Below are 15350 nucleotides of genomic sequence, written 5' to 3'. Positions count from 1 at the left end.
GGATCGCACAAAAAAGACCTCATTCATGCGGCGCAGCCTCCTGCATCGGTCCGCGTGACCGAGGAACGGCCGGTGGCGCTGATCTTGACCAGCCGCTTCGGGGTACCCAGGGGGGTAGCCCGGCAGATCGTGAAGTTGGCCGCGGTGGCGCCGACGCCGGTGCCCTCGAAGGCGAGCGCGCTGAGGCCGCCGCTGTCGCGGATGCGGTAGCCGCTGGCGGCCGCGGGCTGCTTCTGGATCACCGTGGGCGTCGCACCGCTGCTGATGACGATCCAGCCGGCCTCCCATTGCCCGTCGGTGGCGCAGCTGGTGCCGTTGGACGAAGCGCACAGCGTGACGGGCGCGTTGCGCTTGATGGCCTCGCTACGCGCAAGCTGGCTGCCGGCGACGAGATCGGTTGCATAGGAATTCAGCCGGGTCGAAAGCCGTATGTAATCGAACGAGGGAACCGCCACCGACACCAGCACGATCAGCACCACGAGGGTGACCATCAGCTCGATGAGCGTGAAACCGCGGGCGCGCGTGCCGGGCATGGCCATCCCTTTTTCCTCTTTTACTTCTGGATGAACCAGTAGACCCGGCCCTTGGGCTGCTTGAAGGCGGCCTTGACCGTGGCGCCCTTCGGGCTCAGGAACGAATCGGGGTTGGCGCCGATCACCACGTCGCGGAAGGTGTCGCCCACCATCACGCGGCCGACCACGGGCGAGGGCGCGAGGCCGCCCCCAACCACGTTCTGGAAGCGCGCGCCGTTCTGCCCCGTCGCGTCGAGGTATGACAGGTTGTACACGTTGGCGGTGCCCAGGTTTGCCCGGCACGACTGGGTCACGCTGGAGTCGGTCGGCGTGTGGGTGTTGAATGTCGTGGTGCCATAGGCTGTGACCGATGAAGTCACCACCTGCTCGCCGGCCGCAAGCGCGAGGTACCAGCCCTTCTTGGCCGCGAGCTCGGTCGCCGACGGCGTCGTGTTGCCCGTGATGGCGAACAGGGAGCCCTGGCACAGCACGGAGATGCCGTTGCAACGGGTGGCTTCGGTGGTGAGCCAGGTGGTATCTGAGGGCTTGTCCACCAGCATATAGAAGCGGTTGGCAACGCTGAGTGCGGCAGCGTAGGAGCGCAGCGGCTTCTCGCGGTCGCCCGAGCCCAGCAGCAGCACGTACATGCCGTTGTCCTCGACCACGTCGGGGCCGAACATGAACTTGCGGTTGGGCGTGCAGGAGGTCGCGGGGTCGTCGCACCCGAGCGAAGCGATCTTGGCCAGCTCCCAGCCGGCGGGTGCACTGGCTCCGATGGTGATCCGGTAGACGTTGCCGCCCAGGTCGGCCGCATAGGCGAACCTGGCGAGGCCGGTGCCGTCGTTCACGATGGTGACCTCGCCGCTGACTGCGCGCACGGTGTCGAAGGTCTTCAGGACGTCGCCCGTGCTCGCGTCGAGCACATAGATCTTGTTGCCCTTGGTGGCCGTGCCGCAGGCGCTGGCCGCCGTGGTGGCGTCGACGTCCTCGCACTTGTCGTAGCCGCCGCCGAACATCACGATGGGCGTGCTGCCGGCGCCGTAGCCGCTGGCCTTCACGATCTTCGGCGCCGACCAGGTCTGGCCGATGCCGCTCATGCCGGTGTCGCAGCCGGTGTCGTTGTCCTGGTTGGGGCAGCCGCGGCGCCACTTGAGGCTGGGTGCCGCCGGGTTGGACACGTCAAAAGCATAGATCAGACGGCCGCCGCGGCGCATGCTCGCATAGAGCCAGGCCGAGGTGCCTTGGCGGTAGGCTGCCATCGGGCCGTCCATGCCGTAGGGCTTGGGTGCGGTGGTGCCCACGCTGACGGGCACGCCGGGGAAATTGATGCGCGTCGTGTTGTCGTAGAGCCGCTTGATGCTGCCGTAGAACTCGGGCGGCACGAAGGACCACAGCTCGCTGCCAGGCGCCGCCGATCCGATCGAACCGGCCTGGTTGCCGTTGACTGCGCGCAGCACGCCGTCGTTGGCACCGTAGAACACCACCACCTGTGGCGCTGCGTCGGTGCCGTAGTTGATCGCCACCGGCCGCGAATGCACCACGTCGCCGTGCACCGAGGGGCGCATCGCGGTGGTGGAAGTCAAGGGGTTCCCGGCAGCGTCCTTGCGTTCGTCGCCCTTGTTGTCGAGGCCGCGGAGCCAGTTGATCAGCGCGGTTCGTTCGGTGGTGGTCTGTGCACCCAGCGCCGTCGACGTGATGCTCGCATTGCCGTCGACGAAGCTCGTCAGGGCCGAGCAAGCACCCGGCGCACAGGTCTTGACATTGCGGTCGGCGGTGAGCACCTGCCGCAGCATGTAGCCCTGCGCGCCTTTTTCGACCACGTTGCCGTCGGGAGTGTCCGAAGCTGCAAGTCCGCTGACGGGCAGGTTGGTGATCGGGTCGGTGCGTATGCAGTCGCCGGAAGGATTGAAGCTCCAATAGTTGTTGAGCTGGGTCGGAGTCCAGAAACTTCGTGCGCACGGCGTGATGAAGCCGGTTTCCTTGTTGACAGCATCAACGCTGTCCGCGTCCTGCAGGACCAGTTGCTTGGTCTGGGGGTTCACCCCGAGCTTGTACTGCTTGAGATTGCCGTTCCAGCGGGGATAGGCGGAATCGTCAGGGCGGAACATGCCGACGAACACCTGGTTCAGGTAGGTTCCCTGCGTATTCACGCTCACGGGCAGGCTCACCGACGAGAACACGCTATTGACGGACTGGATCTTGCTGAAGATGTCGTCGAAGGCGCCAGCCAGCGCTGTGCCCAGATTGGCCTCCGCATGGACGTCGTAGTACCCGCCTTCACTGACCTTGGCCATGCTCTGGAGCAAGGCGGTCCAGCCCGGTCCCTGGCCTCCCGTGGCCGTGGCCGCTTCGATGGTGTAGACGTTGACGCCCATGCTGGTCTTCAGGAACCTGGCCCATTCGTCGGCCGTGTTGTCCTGCGAGCCGCTCGGGTTCAGCGTGATTGTGCTCGTGTCGCCCCCGGCGGTGCGCAATGCATTGAGGGAAATCGTGGTGTCGCTGCTGTTGTCCTGCGCGGCCCCGTTGCTGATGTAGATGACATAGGTTCTGGCGCAATTGGCGGTGCTCGGACCGAGATAGGTGCTGCTGTTGATTGCTGCCAGAGGGTTGCCAGGCAATGCGTAGATCGCCTTGGATTCAACGGTTCCGAAGACATTGCCCGCGTAGTCGGCCTTTGCCTTGTTGTTGCCGCCCAAGGGCGCGCCGCTGCTCAGGTAGCGGTACACCTCCGCCATCATCTTGCCGGCCTTGCCGCCGTTGGACTTGTCGCCATTCACGTTCAGGCTGTCGATCAGCGCCGCGTATTTGTCCGCGCTGCTGTTGTCCAGCAGGCGCACGCCGGCGCGCAGGTAGGCACCATCGATGTTTGAGTTGCCACCGCCCGTCTCGCTGAACATCATCAGCCCGACCTTGAACTTGCCCTTGGGCAGGCTCTTGAAGGCGTTGGACAGGGCGTTCATCTCGGCGGCAAATAGCGGCGTCCAGTTGGCCGTGTTGTCCACCACGAACAGCACGTTCGGCGCGGATGTCGTGGTCTGGTTGTAGCCGACGAACAGATCGATGTCTTCCGCCTGGGCCGAGCCCAGGCCGAGCATCAGCATCGCAGTGGCGCAAAGCGATCGGAAGAAGTTCTTTTTCATGGTGGCGATCCGTTCATCGTCGTGATCATTCGGGGGAGGCGCTTTGCTAGGAGCACAGCGCCAGGAACTGTTCCTTGCTCAGCAACGCGCGCACGCCCTGGCGGACCGAAGTGACCGTGCCGCTGGCGGCATCCGTCACGCTGGTGCTGATGTCCCACACCGAGTTGTATTGGTCGGGTACGGCGTTGAGCCCCGAGCCGGTAGTGGATGCCCCGCCGCCGATGCCGCCAGGCCCGACGGCGCCACCGCCGCCGGTGCCGGTCGACTTGGTGGCGCGCACGCAGGTGGGTGGTGCAATCTGCACCCGATAGTCGATCGTGCCGTCGTTGTTGATGTCCACCAGGCTCACGGTGCCCTGGGGCGCCGTAAGCGAAGGCGAGCCATCGACGCCCGGCAGCAGCAGCGAGGCGGCCACTTCCTCGATCGCCCGGTTCGAAGCGGCCACGGCCTCGTTGCGGTTCTGCATGTTGCCCACCGACTTGAGGTTGGTGTTGCTGAGCGTGAACCCCGCCGTCACAGCCAGCGTGATCAGAAGCAGCATGATCAGCCCGACGATCAGTGCCGCACCGGCCTGCCGGCGCACGGAATGTGTCGATGGCATCTTCACGGCGTTTCCCTGCGGCCTGTCACATTGGTCATGCGGATCGCGGTGGTGAACGCATGCCGCTTGTAATGGTCGTTGAAGGGGCCGAGCGTTCCGCTTCCCAGGTTGTAGGTGCGCGTGTCGGTGTGGCCCGGCGAAATCTCCAGGCTGCGGGCGACCACGTAGAGCTTGACTGCCGCCACGTTGATCAGCTGGTCGGCCGTGCAGGGCGAGGCCGTGTTGCAGTGCACGAAGTCGCCGTCGGGGCTTCCGTCGCCGCGATTGGTGGGCGTGGACCTGTTGGCCGAGTCGGCCCAGTTGATGGCCTGGGCGTAGTTCACCAGCGCGCCGGTCTTGCTCGCGGTGTCCAGGCCCAGCTCCACGCGGAAGCCTTCGATGCCCTCGATCAGCGGCACCGGCGGCTGCTGCGCCAGTCCCGTGGCTCCAAGGTCGAAGCGCGAGCGCGCCAGTGTGGGAATGCCGTCGCCCACGGTCTCGGCGTAGGTGCGCACGTAGTAGATGTCGGAGATGAACTTCCGCTTGGGCGCCGGCGCGGTGCAGTTCTTGGCCAGCATGGTGGCGAAGCCGGCCGTGCTGAGGTCGAAGTCAGAAGGCTTCTGCGTGCCGCAGAACGACGACTGGAAGTACAGCTTGCCGAGCGTGTCGGCTTCGCAGTTCGGTGCGCCCGGCAGGCAGGTCTCGGCATGGCGCACCACCAGCACGTCGGTGCCGGCCTTCTGGTTCGCGAGCAGCGTCGCGCAAGAGGCTGGCACCGCGTCATAGGCCTGCACGGGCATGTCGAGCAGGCTGCGCTTGTAGTCGTCGGTCCAGTTGGCCGCCGTGTAGGCCAGGCACGGATCGGGCGCCGTGCCCGTGGGCACTTTCTGGGGCGCCGTGGTGACCGTGAGGTCGTCGAACTCGGGCATGTAGTTTTCCCAGAAGCCGGCGTGCGAGATCTCGTTCTCCAGCACGAAGATGCTGAGGCGGCCGCTCTCCATCTGGCGATTGACCCTGACCATTTCGCGCTGCGTGTTGTTCACGTTGAGGAACAGCGCAAGCAGCGCAGCCACGACGATCAGCATGATGGTGATCGCCACCATCAGCTCGATCAGCGTCAGCCCCCGCTGGCGCAGCGAGACGCGCGCAAGCCGGGCAGGGCGCTGAACCGCGGTCGCCAAGCGGACCCGGCTCATGAGAGATTCCCGATGCGCACCAGCGTCGTCACGGTCCTGCGGCACCTGTCGCTGGAACAGGCCGGTGCCGGTTCGCTGGCCGAGGCCGGGGCGGCCGCGTCGTACATGTCCTTGCCGCAGGGCACGCCCTCGGGCGGCGCGGCAGTAGGCACCAGGCCTTGCCAGGCGACCGTGATCAGGTACTCGTTGTTGCCCAGGTCCTGCACGCAGCCGCGGCCGCCGATCATCGCGCCGAGCTTGGTGCCGCTTGACGTTTCGGCCGCGCCCTGCAGGCTGTTACACCACTCCTTCACGTCGACTTGCAAGCGCGTGGCGGTGGCTGTCGGGCAAGTGGCTCCCGCGCCCAGCGGCGCGGTCGTGACGTAGCTGGAGGCCATGCGACGGTTGGTCTCGATGCGGCTGGCCATGTCGTTGAGCAGGATCAGCGCCTGCGAGCGCTGGTAGGACTCCATCTCCGACGACTGGAGCCGCGCCTGCAGGCCCACGAGCCCGAAAAGCCCGAACGAGACGATCAGCAGCGTGACCAGCACCTCGAGCAGCGTGGCACCGCGCTGGGCGCGTGCGTGGGATGCGTCGGGTGAGCGGCGCTTCACCACTTGCCCGCCGGCGTCTTGACGCCCTGGTTGTTGAGCGTGAGGTCGCCATCTCTCTGCTGGCTTCCCGTGGGACTGAAGGTCAGGAGAAAACTGGGCACCTCCGTGCTGGAGTCCTGCAGTGTGATGGTGTAGCCGTAGTTGGCCGCAACCTCCGCGGGCAGCGTGTAGCCGCTGGCCGTGAGGGCGTCCTTGGTGGCGTACCTGCGGTTGGCCAGCAGAAATTGCTGTTGCCGGTTGGCGATGTCCATCATCTGCGCCTGCGCCGCAGAGCGCTTGGATCGGACAATGTATTGCTGATAGCTGGGATACGCGATGGACGCCAGGATGGCAATGATCGCCACCGTGATCATCAATTCGATCAATGTGAAGCCATTGCGTTTGCGCGGGAACGAGTGCTTTTTCATTCAGCTGGCCATCAATGTTTCACGATGTTATTTATGTGAATTTATCACATACAAATGTGAATAGGGGGCATTCGATGCTGATCCATTCGAGCGCCGTCGGCAAGGTGTTGCGCCTTTAACGAAACACTTCAGCAACATTCAACAATGCAACGGCGGCGCCGGGGCGAGGAAGCTTCCGACTGAGGGACGCTGGCCTCGTCCTACGTGCGGGACCGGGGTACCTCCCAGAATGGGTTCGTACCAACGTGTGTTCCCAAGGCGAACAGAGAGGAGTCGATCCACATGACCAGAGCACCCCGAAGCCTCGGTTCAGGCGACGGATCGCGGCCCACCACGGATGGCGGCGTGGACAACATCGGCGCGGGCGAAAAGTTCGCGGGCAGTTCCTCGGCCGCCGGCGAGCCCGACTCGGCACCGGTGCCAGCCGAAGGCATGGCGCGCAAGCGCAAGGACGCGGAGGCCTCGCGCCACGACGATTCCGCAGCCTTCGGGCTGCGGGAAGACCTCCGGCCCAAGACCAACCAGGAGCCGTCCAAGCCCTGAGCGCTTGGATGGCTGAGGAGCCCAAGATGACTTCTTCGGAAAAAGCCTTTCCCTTTCCCACCTCCAAGAACCACGGCAAACCGCCGGTCGAGCCCGCCAAGCCGACTGAACAGGCGCCGAGCGAGGAGGCCCTGGACAGCGGGGTCGAGGAATCCTTTCCCGCGAGCGACCCGGTGTCCGTCACCGTGACCAAGGTCAAGCTCCCGAAGGCCCCGCAGGACAAGGCCCAGGAAGGCCGCGACCCCGACGCCAAGCGATAGGTCTCGGCGTCCCCTTTTCCTCCGTCGCGCCGCCGGCTCCACGATGCCGGTGGCGCACGCCTGCTTGCCGCCCCCCAGTTGAAAGAAGACACGCACTCTGGCATAAAGCCTGGAGTTGTGAAGAAGTGTCTTCATATGTCAACTATTGTTTCAATAGCCTCGGCATTTTCCCGTCGAGGGGCTCTCCGAGGGCTTGGCATTGACGCGATCTTCGCCACAGGTTCCGCATAGCGAATACCAATCAACACGAGGATCGAGGGCATGAACAAAATTCATTGCAGCGTCTGGAACGCTGCGCTGGGCACCTGGGTGGCCGTTTCGGAGCTTTCACGCCGGCGCGGGCGGAGTGCTTCTTCGACGGTCGCGGCGGCGACCTGCCTGCTGGCGCTGGCCAACCTTCCGGGAAGCGCCTGGGCGCAGGCCGCCGGCGGCGGCGCGGCCATGGTGGGAGGAGGCACCGGCGGCCGCGGCGGCGTGGGGAATGGCGGCGGGGCGGGGGGCGGCAATATCGGCATGTACCCCACCAGCAATGGACAGGCCCCGACGGCAGGAACCGGCGGTGCCGGTGGCAACGGAGCGGCCGGGGCTGGCGGTACGGGGGGCGCGGTGGGCGCAACCAGCGTCACCGGCTCGGTCAGCGGAGCGTCGGGAACCGACGGCGTGGCCGACCCCGATCCGGTCTACGGGGCCGGTGGCGGCGGAGGAGGTGGGGCCGCTGTGTATACCAGCGACACCGCGATCACGGCAACGTCCGGCACCATTCTCCTGGGTGGCAATGGCGGCAACGGGGGCGCCGGGCGCCTGTCGGGCGGCGGCGGCGGCGGCGGCGCGGGCCTGCAGTCGGTGGCGGCCAATGCCACGGTCAGCAACGCGGGACAGATGACGGGCGGCCAAGGGGGCGCGGGCAGTCCGGGCCAATGGGCTGGCGGCGGCGGCGGTGGCGGCGATGGCATGGTGCTGCAGGGCGGGGGCGCCACGGTCACGAACAGCGGCACCGCCACCGGCGGGCGGGGCGGCGATGGCGGCACCTCCTTTGCCGGCTTGCACGGGGGCGGCGGCGAAGGCGGTGCCGGCCTGGCGCTGGAGTCCAGTGGCAACTCGGTGCTCAATACCGGCGCGCTGGTGGGAGGTGCGGGCGGTGCCGGCGGAAGCAGCGCGGTCAATGGCATCGGCGGCGCGGGCCTGCGCATCCGCGGCAACACGAACACCATCGTCAACACCGGCACCTTGACCGGGGGCCTCGCCGGCGACGGCACCACGCGCGGCGACGCGGTGCGCATCACCGGCAACGACAACTCGCTCGAACTGCAGAACGGATCGGTGATCACCGGAACGCTCACGGCGAACGGCACCGGCAATCTGCTGCGGCTGTCCGGCGCGCTGGGCGGTGGCACCACGTCGCTCGCCGCTGCCACCTACCGCGGCTTCGACCGCTACGAGAAGACAGGCACCAGCACCTGGACATTGACCGGCACCACCACCGAGCTGACGCCCTGGAACGTGCTCGGCGGCACGCTCGTGATTGCCGACGACGGCGCCCTCGGCAACTCGGCCGGCACGCTCACGCTGGACGGCGGCACCTTGCGCGCCACCGGAACGACCACCGGTACGCGCAACGTCACGCTGGGAGCGGGCGGTGCGGCTTTCGAGGTCGATTCTGCGCAGGCGCTGAGGCTCAACGGTGTGCTTTCCGGTAGCGGCAGCCTGCAAAAGACCGGGGCCGGCACGCTGGTGCTCGGCGGCGTCAACAGCTACAGCGGCGGCACGCTGGTGAGCACGGGCCTCCTGCAGGCGGCGACAACCGGCGCGCTCGGCAGCGGGGCGGTCACGGTCAATGGCGCGCTGGAGTTCCTGGACGGGGTCGATGCCCAGGCACTGACCATCACGAACCAGAACGGTTTCACGACCTTCCGAGGCGCGAGCACGGCGGGGCAATCGCTCATTACCAACAACAACGCCAGCGGCACGGATTTCTACGGCACGAGCAGCGGCGGCACATCCACGATCATCAACAACCAGAGCGGGTTCACATACTTTCGCGAAACGACCAGCTCGGCCGACGCACACATCGTGAACAACGGCGGCGGCGCGGCCACCTTCTTCATCCAGAACGGCTCGGCGGGCAACGCCGTCATCGACAACAACGGCGGGCAGGCACGCTTCTACGACAGCAGCACGGCCGGATCCGCCACCATCACGAACCGCTCCGGCGGCGTCACCTATTTCATCGGCAGCAGCAGCGCAGACAGCGCCACCCTGGTGAACGACCGCAATGGCCGCGTCGATGCGTCCTATCACACGGGTGCGCTGAGCATCGGGGCGTTGTCGGGCCAGGGACGGCTGCTGCTGGGCGCGAATGCAGTCTCGCTCGGTGCAGGCGGACGCGATTCGCAGTTTGCCGGTACGGTCGAGGACGGCGGCGAGAACGGCGGCACCGGCGGCTCGCTGGTGAAGGTCGGCACCGGCACGCTGACGCTGTCCGGCGCCAACACTTACACCGGCGGCACCGCGCTGAAGCAGGGCCGCCTCGACCTGGGCCACAGCCAGGCGCTGGGCACCGGCACGCTGGCGATGGACGACGGCACCACGCTCGGCTTCAGCGCCGACGGACTGACCATCGCCAACGCCATCGAGCTGACCGGGAGCAACGACCCCGTCATCGACACCGGCGCGTTCAGCGAAACGCTCAGCGGCGCCATCACGGGCGGCGGCTTCATCACCAAGCAGGGCAGCGGCACGCTCACGCTGACCGGCGCCAACACCTACACCGGCGCCACCAACGTGGCCCAGGGCACCTTGCGCGCCGGTGCGGCCAACACCTTCAGCGCGAGTTCCGCGCACAGCGTGGCGGCCGGCGCCACGCTGGACCTCGCGGGCTTCAGCCAGACCGTGGCCTCGCTCGCCAACAGCGGCACTGTCTCGCTCATCGGCACCACGCCGGGCACCACCTTGACCGTCAACGGACCTTACGCCGGCAACAACGGCGTGCTGCGCCTGGGCACCGCGCTGGGCGCCGATGGCAGCGCGAGCGACCGGCTGGTACTCGATGGGTCCACCGCCATCGCCAGCGGCAGCACCACGGTGCAGATCGTCAACTTGAGCGGACTGGGGGCGCTCACCAGCGGCAACGGCATCGAGGTGATCAGCGCACGCAACGGCGCCACCACCACCGCGCAGACCACGAAGAGCGCCTTCTCGCTCGCGGGCAGCCATGTGGATGCGGGCGCCTACGAGTACCGCCTGCATGCCGCCGATGCGAACGGGGCAGGGGAGAACTGGTACCTGCGCTCGACCACGAACGTGGTCCCGCCAGTCGATCCCGTGACTCCCGTGACGCCTCCGGCCACGCCACCCGTGGTCGTTCCCACCTACCGCGCCGAGGCCTCGCTCTATGCCGCGCTGCCGAGCCAGCTGCGCCAGGGCAGCCTCGCGATGCTGGGCGACCTGCGCAAGCGCGTGGGCGACGACGACGTGAAAGGCACGGCCGCCATGCCGGCCGGCGGATCCGGCCGCCGCGCCTGGGCCCGCGTGCTCTCCACCGACCTCGACATCCAGCAGGGCGGCACCGTCTCGCCCACCAGCAAGGGACGCCTGACCGGCGTGCAGGCCGGCACCGACCTGCTGGCCACGCCCAACTGGCGCGCCGGCCTCTATGTGGGCCAGCTCGACGGCGATGCCAAGGTGAGCGGCTTTGCCAGCGGCCTGCAGAACCTGCGCGTGGGCCGCAACGACCTGCGCAGCCAGTACGTGGGCATCTACGGCACCTACAGCGGCGACAGCGGCTTCTATGCCGATGCCGTGGTGCAGTCGGGGCGCCACCGCTACACGGTGCAGCCGAACCTCGGCGGCGGCGTGGAGGGCAAGGGCCACAGCCTGCTGGGGTCCGTCGAAGTGGGCCAGGCCTTCGCGCTCGGGGCGAGCGGCTGGAGCGTGGAGCCGCAGCTGCAATTGATCCACCAGCACCTGGACCTGAACAACTCGGCGATCGTCGGCGCGGTGGTCGAGCCCGAGGCGGACAGCGGCTGGATCGCGCGCGCGGGCCTGCGCGTGAAGGGCGAGTTCGGCACCGGCCTGGGCACGCTGCAGCCGTACGGCCGCTTCAACGTCTACAGGAGCTCGAGCGGTGCGGACGTGGCGCGCTTCGTGAACGGCGCCACGCGCACCGACATCGTGGCGCCCACGGGCGGCACCAGCACCGAGCTGGCCGGCGGCTTCACGCTGGCGCTGGGCAGCACCACCAGCCTGTACGGCGAAGTGGGCAAGCTGTGGTCCTCGGGCGGTGATGCGAAGGTGAAGAGCTCGGTCAACGCGTCGCTGGGCGTGCGGATGAAGTGGTGAGCGGCCCGAGGGGGCGGCTGTCGCTCCCTCAGCTGCGCAGGCTGATCACGCCGAGCAGCACCACCACCGCCATGCCCAGCAGCAGGGTGGCGCATTTCCAGAAGACCACCGGGTTCTTGTCGAGCAGCGGCGTGCCGCGCCGGTTCAGGAAATCGGGGGGCGGCTGGCGCAGGTCCTCGACGAATTCCGACAGCGCTTCATGGCGCTTGAGCGGATTGGGGTGCAGGGCCTTTCGCAGCACTTCGTCGATCCATGCCGGGATGGCTCGCTGCGCATCGAGCGCCGAGCGGTATTGCAGGTTGCGCTGGTCCGCGCGCGTGCGGATGCGCGCCACCTGCGCGCCGTAGGGCAAGCGGCCGGTCAGCATCTGGTAGACGATCACGGCCAGCGAGAACAGGTCGGACCGAGGCGAGCCGCCATCGCCGACGAAGTATTCGGGCGCCGTGTACTGCACCGTGCCCAGCACCTGGGCCGGATCGGCCAGCGTGCTGTCGCCCAGGCCCGCCACCCAGGCCGAGCCGAAGTCGATGATCCGCACCGTGCCCGTGCGGTCGATCATGATGTTCTCGGGCCGCAGGTCCTGGTGCAGCATCTCCATGCGATGGAAGGCCTGCAGCCCCCGGGCCAGCTGCTCCACGATGCCACGCACCGACTCCAGGCTCGGCCGCGGGTTGTCGATCATCCATTGCGCGAGTGTCTGCCCGTCGACGAACTCCATCGCCACGTAGAGGTAGTTGCGCTTGCGCTCGGGGACATGCGGCTTGAGCACGTGCGCGCTGTCGATGCGGCGGGCCACCCATTCCTCGAGCAGGAAGCGGTCGAGGTGCGCCTCGTCGTTCTGCAGGTCGACCGATGGCGTCTTGAGCACGACGCTGCGGCCCGTGTCGTCATCCACCGCCAGGTAGATGTGGCTGCGGCTGCTGCGGTGCAGGTCGCGCAAGATGGTGTAGCCGTCGAACTGCATGCGCGCTTCGAGTATCGGCGGCAGGCGCAGTGCCGCGCGCTGCGCCTGCAGTTCGTTGATGTCGCCGTCGGGCAGGGCGTCGACGCGCACGATCTGCACCGTCAGGTTGTCGGGGCTGCCGCGCCGGTACGCTTCCTCGGCGATGCGTCTTGCCGCGGCGTCCAGGTCGCCGGGGTGCGCCTCCAGCGCGGCCCTGATGACCGCCGCATCCACGTGTTCATGGACGCCGTCGGAGGTCAGCAGGAAGACGTCGCCTTTCTCGATGGCGAGCGCCTGGTAGTCGATCTCCACATGCGGGCCCACGCCCAGCGCCCGGCTCAGGTAGCTGTGCCCGCCGGCCACCGAGACGCGGTGGTCTTCCGTCAGCTGCTCGAGCGCCTCCGCATGCCAGCGGCAGACGCGCGTGTCGCCCACGTGGAAGACGTGCGCCGTGGTCGACTTGATGACCAGCGCGCTGAAGGTGCAGACGTAGCCGCGGTCCTTGTCGAAGCGGCCGCTGCTGTTCTGGGTCTGCGCGTGCAGCCAGGCGTTGGCCGCCGTGAGTACGCGTTGCGCCGAGCGGCTCACGCTCCAGGCATCGGAGGTGCAGTAGTAATCCGTCAGGAAGCTCCTGACCGCCGACTCGCTGGCCACATGGCTCACGTCGCTGCTGCTGATGCCGTCGGCAATCGCAACGGCCACACCCTTGGCGCTGCGGCCCGGCGCCTCCGGCAGGGCGGCGCCGTGGAAGTCCTGGTTGGCTTCCTTGCGTCCCTTGTCGGAGTGCTGGCCGATGGAGACTGCGAGGCCGGGGCGCATCGTCACGCGGCGGCGGCGCGCAGATTCAGCGCACGACGCGCTTGGGCGCCGTGCGCACGTGCGTGGCGTACAGCGTCAGGCCGGTGAACGACAGGCCGCCGACGAGGTTGCCCAGCACGGTCGGGATCTCGTTCCAGATGATGTAGTCCATGATCGAAAAATTGCCGCCCATGAGCAGCGCCGACGGAAACAGGAACATGTTGACGACCGAGTGCTCGAACACCATGAAGAAGAACACCATGATCGGCATCCACATGGCCAGCACCTTGCCGCTCACCGAAGTGGAGATCATCGCACCCACCACGCCGGTGGACACCATCCAGTTGCACAGCATGCCGCGCACGAAGAGCGTCAGCATGCCCGCAGCGCCATGGGCGGAGTAGCCGAGCGTGCGCGCCTCGCCGATCGTGGCAATCACCTGGCCGACCTTGTCGGGCGGGCTCGTGAAGCCGAAAGTGAAGACGATGGCCATCAGCACGGCCACGGTGAAGGCGCCGAGGAAATTGCCGACGAACACCAGGCCCCAGTTGCGCAGCACGCCGCCGATGGTCACGCCCGGCCGCTTGTCGATCAGCGCGAGCGGCGTCAGCACGAACACGCCGGTCAGGAGGTCGAAGCCGAGCAGGTAGAGGATGCAGAAGCCGACGGGAAACAGGATCGCGCCGATGATCGAATAGCCGGTCTGCACGTTGATGGTGACGGCAAACACCGCCGCCAGCGCGAGGATCGCGCCTGCCATGAAGGCGCGGATGAGCGTGTCGCGCGTGGACATGAAGATCTTGGATTCACCAGCGTCCACCATCTTGGTGACGAATTCGGAAGGCTGCAGATAGGCCATGGCTTTTTTCTTTGGGATTGAAGAGTGGGAGGCTGAACGAAAAAAAGGGAAGGGGGCTGCGCCTCAGGCGGCCTTCTCCAGCGCGGGCTGCGCCGCGCGAGTTGCGGCCGCGAGTCCTTGCAGCACATCGCCGACCACGATGATCGAAGGGCTGCCAAGGCCGTTGTCGGCAATCGTGCGCTGCAGCGTCGCCAGCGTGCCGACGGCGTGCCGCTGCAAAGGCAGGCTGGCGTTCTGCACCACCACGATCGGCGTGGCCGGCGGCAGTCCGCTCAGCAGTTCGTCCTGGATCGAGCCTGCGCTCGATACGCCCATGTAGATGACCAGCGTGAGGCGCGCCGAATGGGCCGTGGCGGCCAGCGTGCGCCAGTCGGGCCCCGGTGATCCGGGCTTGGCGTGGCCGGTGATGAACACCACGCCCTGCGCATGCGCACGGTGCGTGAGCGGCACGCCGAGCGAAGTGAGCCCGGCCAGTCCGGCCGTGATGCCGTTCACCACTTCCACATGGATGCCGGCCTGCGCGAGGTGCTCGACCTCTTCACCGCCGCGTCCGAAGATGAAAGGGTCGCCGCCCTTGAGCCGGACCACCTGCTCGCCTTCGCGAACCGCCATGATCATCAGCCGCTCGATGAAACTTTGCGGCGTGCTCTTGCAGCCGCCGCGCTTGCCGACCTGGATCACGCGCGCGCCGGGCGCCGCCATGGCGACGATGTCGTCGCTGACCAGGTCGTCGACGAGCAGCACGGTGGCCGACTGGATGGCCCTGAGCGCCTTCAGCGTGAGCAGTTCGGGATCGCCGGGGCCGGCACCGACGAGGGTGCAGCGGCCGAGTGCCATGGGCGCCCGGACATGCGTCGCAGGCGTCGAGGAAGTCAGAGTGAGGCTCATGGTGGCTCGGCGGTTCAGGCGGCCGTGTCTTCGGACAGGCGGGCGCGGTTCGCGGGCCCTGCAACGGGGCGCTCCAGTTCGACGGCATGCGTCGCGAGTTCTTTCGAGTCCAGATGCACCACGCCTTCGGCCACCTTCACCGCAAACCGCGGCGTGCACCCTTCGTCGGGCGATTGGGCACACCCGTCCTGCAGCCCGATGGCCCAGTTGTGCAGCGGGCAGGCCACGCTGGTGCCGAACACGATGCCCTGGCTCAAGGGGCCGCCCTTGTGCGGGCAGCGGTCGAGCAGCGC

At 67.4% G+C, this 15350-nt stretch carries 13 protein-coding genes; 3 read left to right on the top strand and 10 right to left on the bottom strand.

The genetic code is table 11. The features are described 5' to 3' along the window. Positions 1–23: 23 nt before the first annotated feature. The 6 genes from FB547_RS30340 to FB547_RS30315 are packed head-to-tail and all read right to left on the bottom strand — an operon-like array spanning position 24 to position 6428. Positions 24–539: a GspH/FimT family protein gene (locus tag FB547_RS30340; protein ID WP_145747332.1), complete on the bottom strand. Its 516-nt coding sequence runs from the start codon at positions 537–539 to the stop codon at positions 24–26. Positions 540–553: 14 nt separating this feature from the next. Beyond that, a complete protein-coding gene (locus FB547_RS30335) occupies positions 554–3652 on the bottom strand; it encodes a pilus assembly protein (protein ID WP_145747331.1) in 3099 nt (1032 codons plus the stop codon). 46 nt (positions 3653–3698) lie between these two features. After that, positions 3699–4253 carry a hypothetical protein gene (locus tag FB547_RS30330; RefSeq protein ID WP_145747330.1) on the bottom strand — a complete coding sequence of 185 codons (555 nt, stop codon included), beginning with the start codon at positions 4251–4253 and terminating at the stop codon, positions 3699–3701. Positions 4254–4255: 2 nt separating this feature from the next. After that, positions 4256–5428 (bottom strand): PilW family protein, encoded by a 1173-nt coding sequence (locus tag FB547_RS30325; protein ID WP_145747329.1) that lies wholly within the window; start codon positions 5426–5428, stop codon positions 4256–4258. Next, on the bottom strand, positions 5425–6021 hold the full coding sequence (locus FB547_RS30320) for a prepilin-type N-terminal cleavage/methylation domain-containing protein (protein WP_186454302.1): 597 nt from the start codon (positions 6019–6021) through the stop codon (positions 5425–5427). The genes FB547_RS30325 and FB547_RS30320 overlap by 4 nt, the downstream gene beginning before the upstream one ends. After that, positions 6018–6428 (bottom strand): type IV pilin protein, encoded by a 411-nt coding sequence (locus FB547_RS30315; RefSeq protein ID WP_145747327.1) that lies wholly within the window; start codon positions 6426–6428, stop codon positions 6018–6020. The genes FB547_RS30320 and FB547_RS30315 overlap by 4 nt, the downstream gene beginning before the upstream one ends. Positions 6429–6710: 282 nt before the next feature. Here FB547_RS30315 and FB547_RS30310 point away from each other — a divergent pair, with 282 nt between their 5' ends. From FB547_RS30310 to FB547_RS30300, 3 genes are all read left to right on the top strand, one after another. Continuing rightward, entirely contained in the window at positions 6711–6971 is a 261-nt protein-coding gene (locus FB547_RS30310; RefSeq protein ID WP_145747326.1) for a hypothetical protein, read from the top strand. 26 nt (positions 6972–6997) lie between these two features. Continuing rightward, entirely contained in the window at positions 6998–7231 is a 234-nt protein-coding gene (locus FB547_RS30305; RefSeq protein ID WP_145747325.1) for a hypothetical protein, read from the top strand. 261 nt (positions 7232–7492) lie between these two features. Further along, on the top strand, positions 7493–11569 hold the full coding sequence (locus FB547_RS30300) for an autotransporter outer membrane beta-barrel domain-containing protein (protein ID WP_145747324.1): 4077 nt from the start codon (positions 7493–7495) through the stop codon (positions 11567–11569). A 28-nt stretch (positions 11570–11597) separates the two neighbouring features. On the opposite strand, the gene FB547_RS30295 is transcribed toward FB547_RS30300, so the two are convergent. From FB547_RS30295 to FB547_RS30280, 4 genes are all read right to left on the bottom strand, one after another. Beyond that, positions 11598–13331 (bottom strand): bifunctional protein-serine/threonine kinase/phosphatase, encoded by a 1734-nt coding sequence (locus FB547_RS30295; RefSeq protein WP_145747403.1) that lies wholly within the window; start codon positions 13329–13331, stop codon positions 11598–11600. 25 nt (positions 13332–13356) lie between these two features. Further along, positions 13357–14169 carry a formate/nitrite transporter family protein gene (locus FB547_RS30290; protein ID WP_025569372.1) on the bottom strand — a complete coding sequence of 271 codons (813 nt, stop codon included), beginning with the start codon at positions 14167–14169 and terminating at the stop codon, positions 13357–13359. Between the two features lie 63 nt (positions 14170–14232). Continuing rightward, positions 14233–15057 (bottom strand): uroporphyrinogen-III C-methyltransferase, encoded by an 825-nt coding sequence (cobA, locus tag FB547_RS30285; protein ID WP_029689451.1) that lies wholly within the window; start codon positions 15055–15057, stop codon positions 14233–14235. A gap of 14 nt (positions 15058–15071) precedes the next feature. Further along, positions 15072–15350, bottom strand: a 279-nt coding sequence (locus FB547_RS30280; protein WP_145747323.1) for a Rieske 2Fe-2S domain-containing protein, incomplete at its 5' end; no start/stop codon positions are given.

Origin of the sequence: Variovorax beijingensis, from assembly GCF_007828835.1 — a bacterium.
Lineage (GTDB): Bacteria > Pseudomonadota > Gammaproteobacteria > Burkholderiales > Burkholderiaceae_C > Variovorax > Variovorax beijingensis_A.
This window is presented reverse-complemented; position numbering and strand designations above follow the sequence as displayed.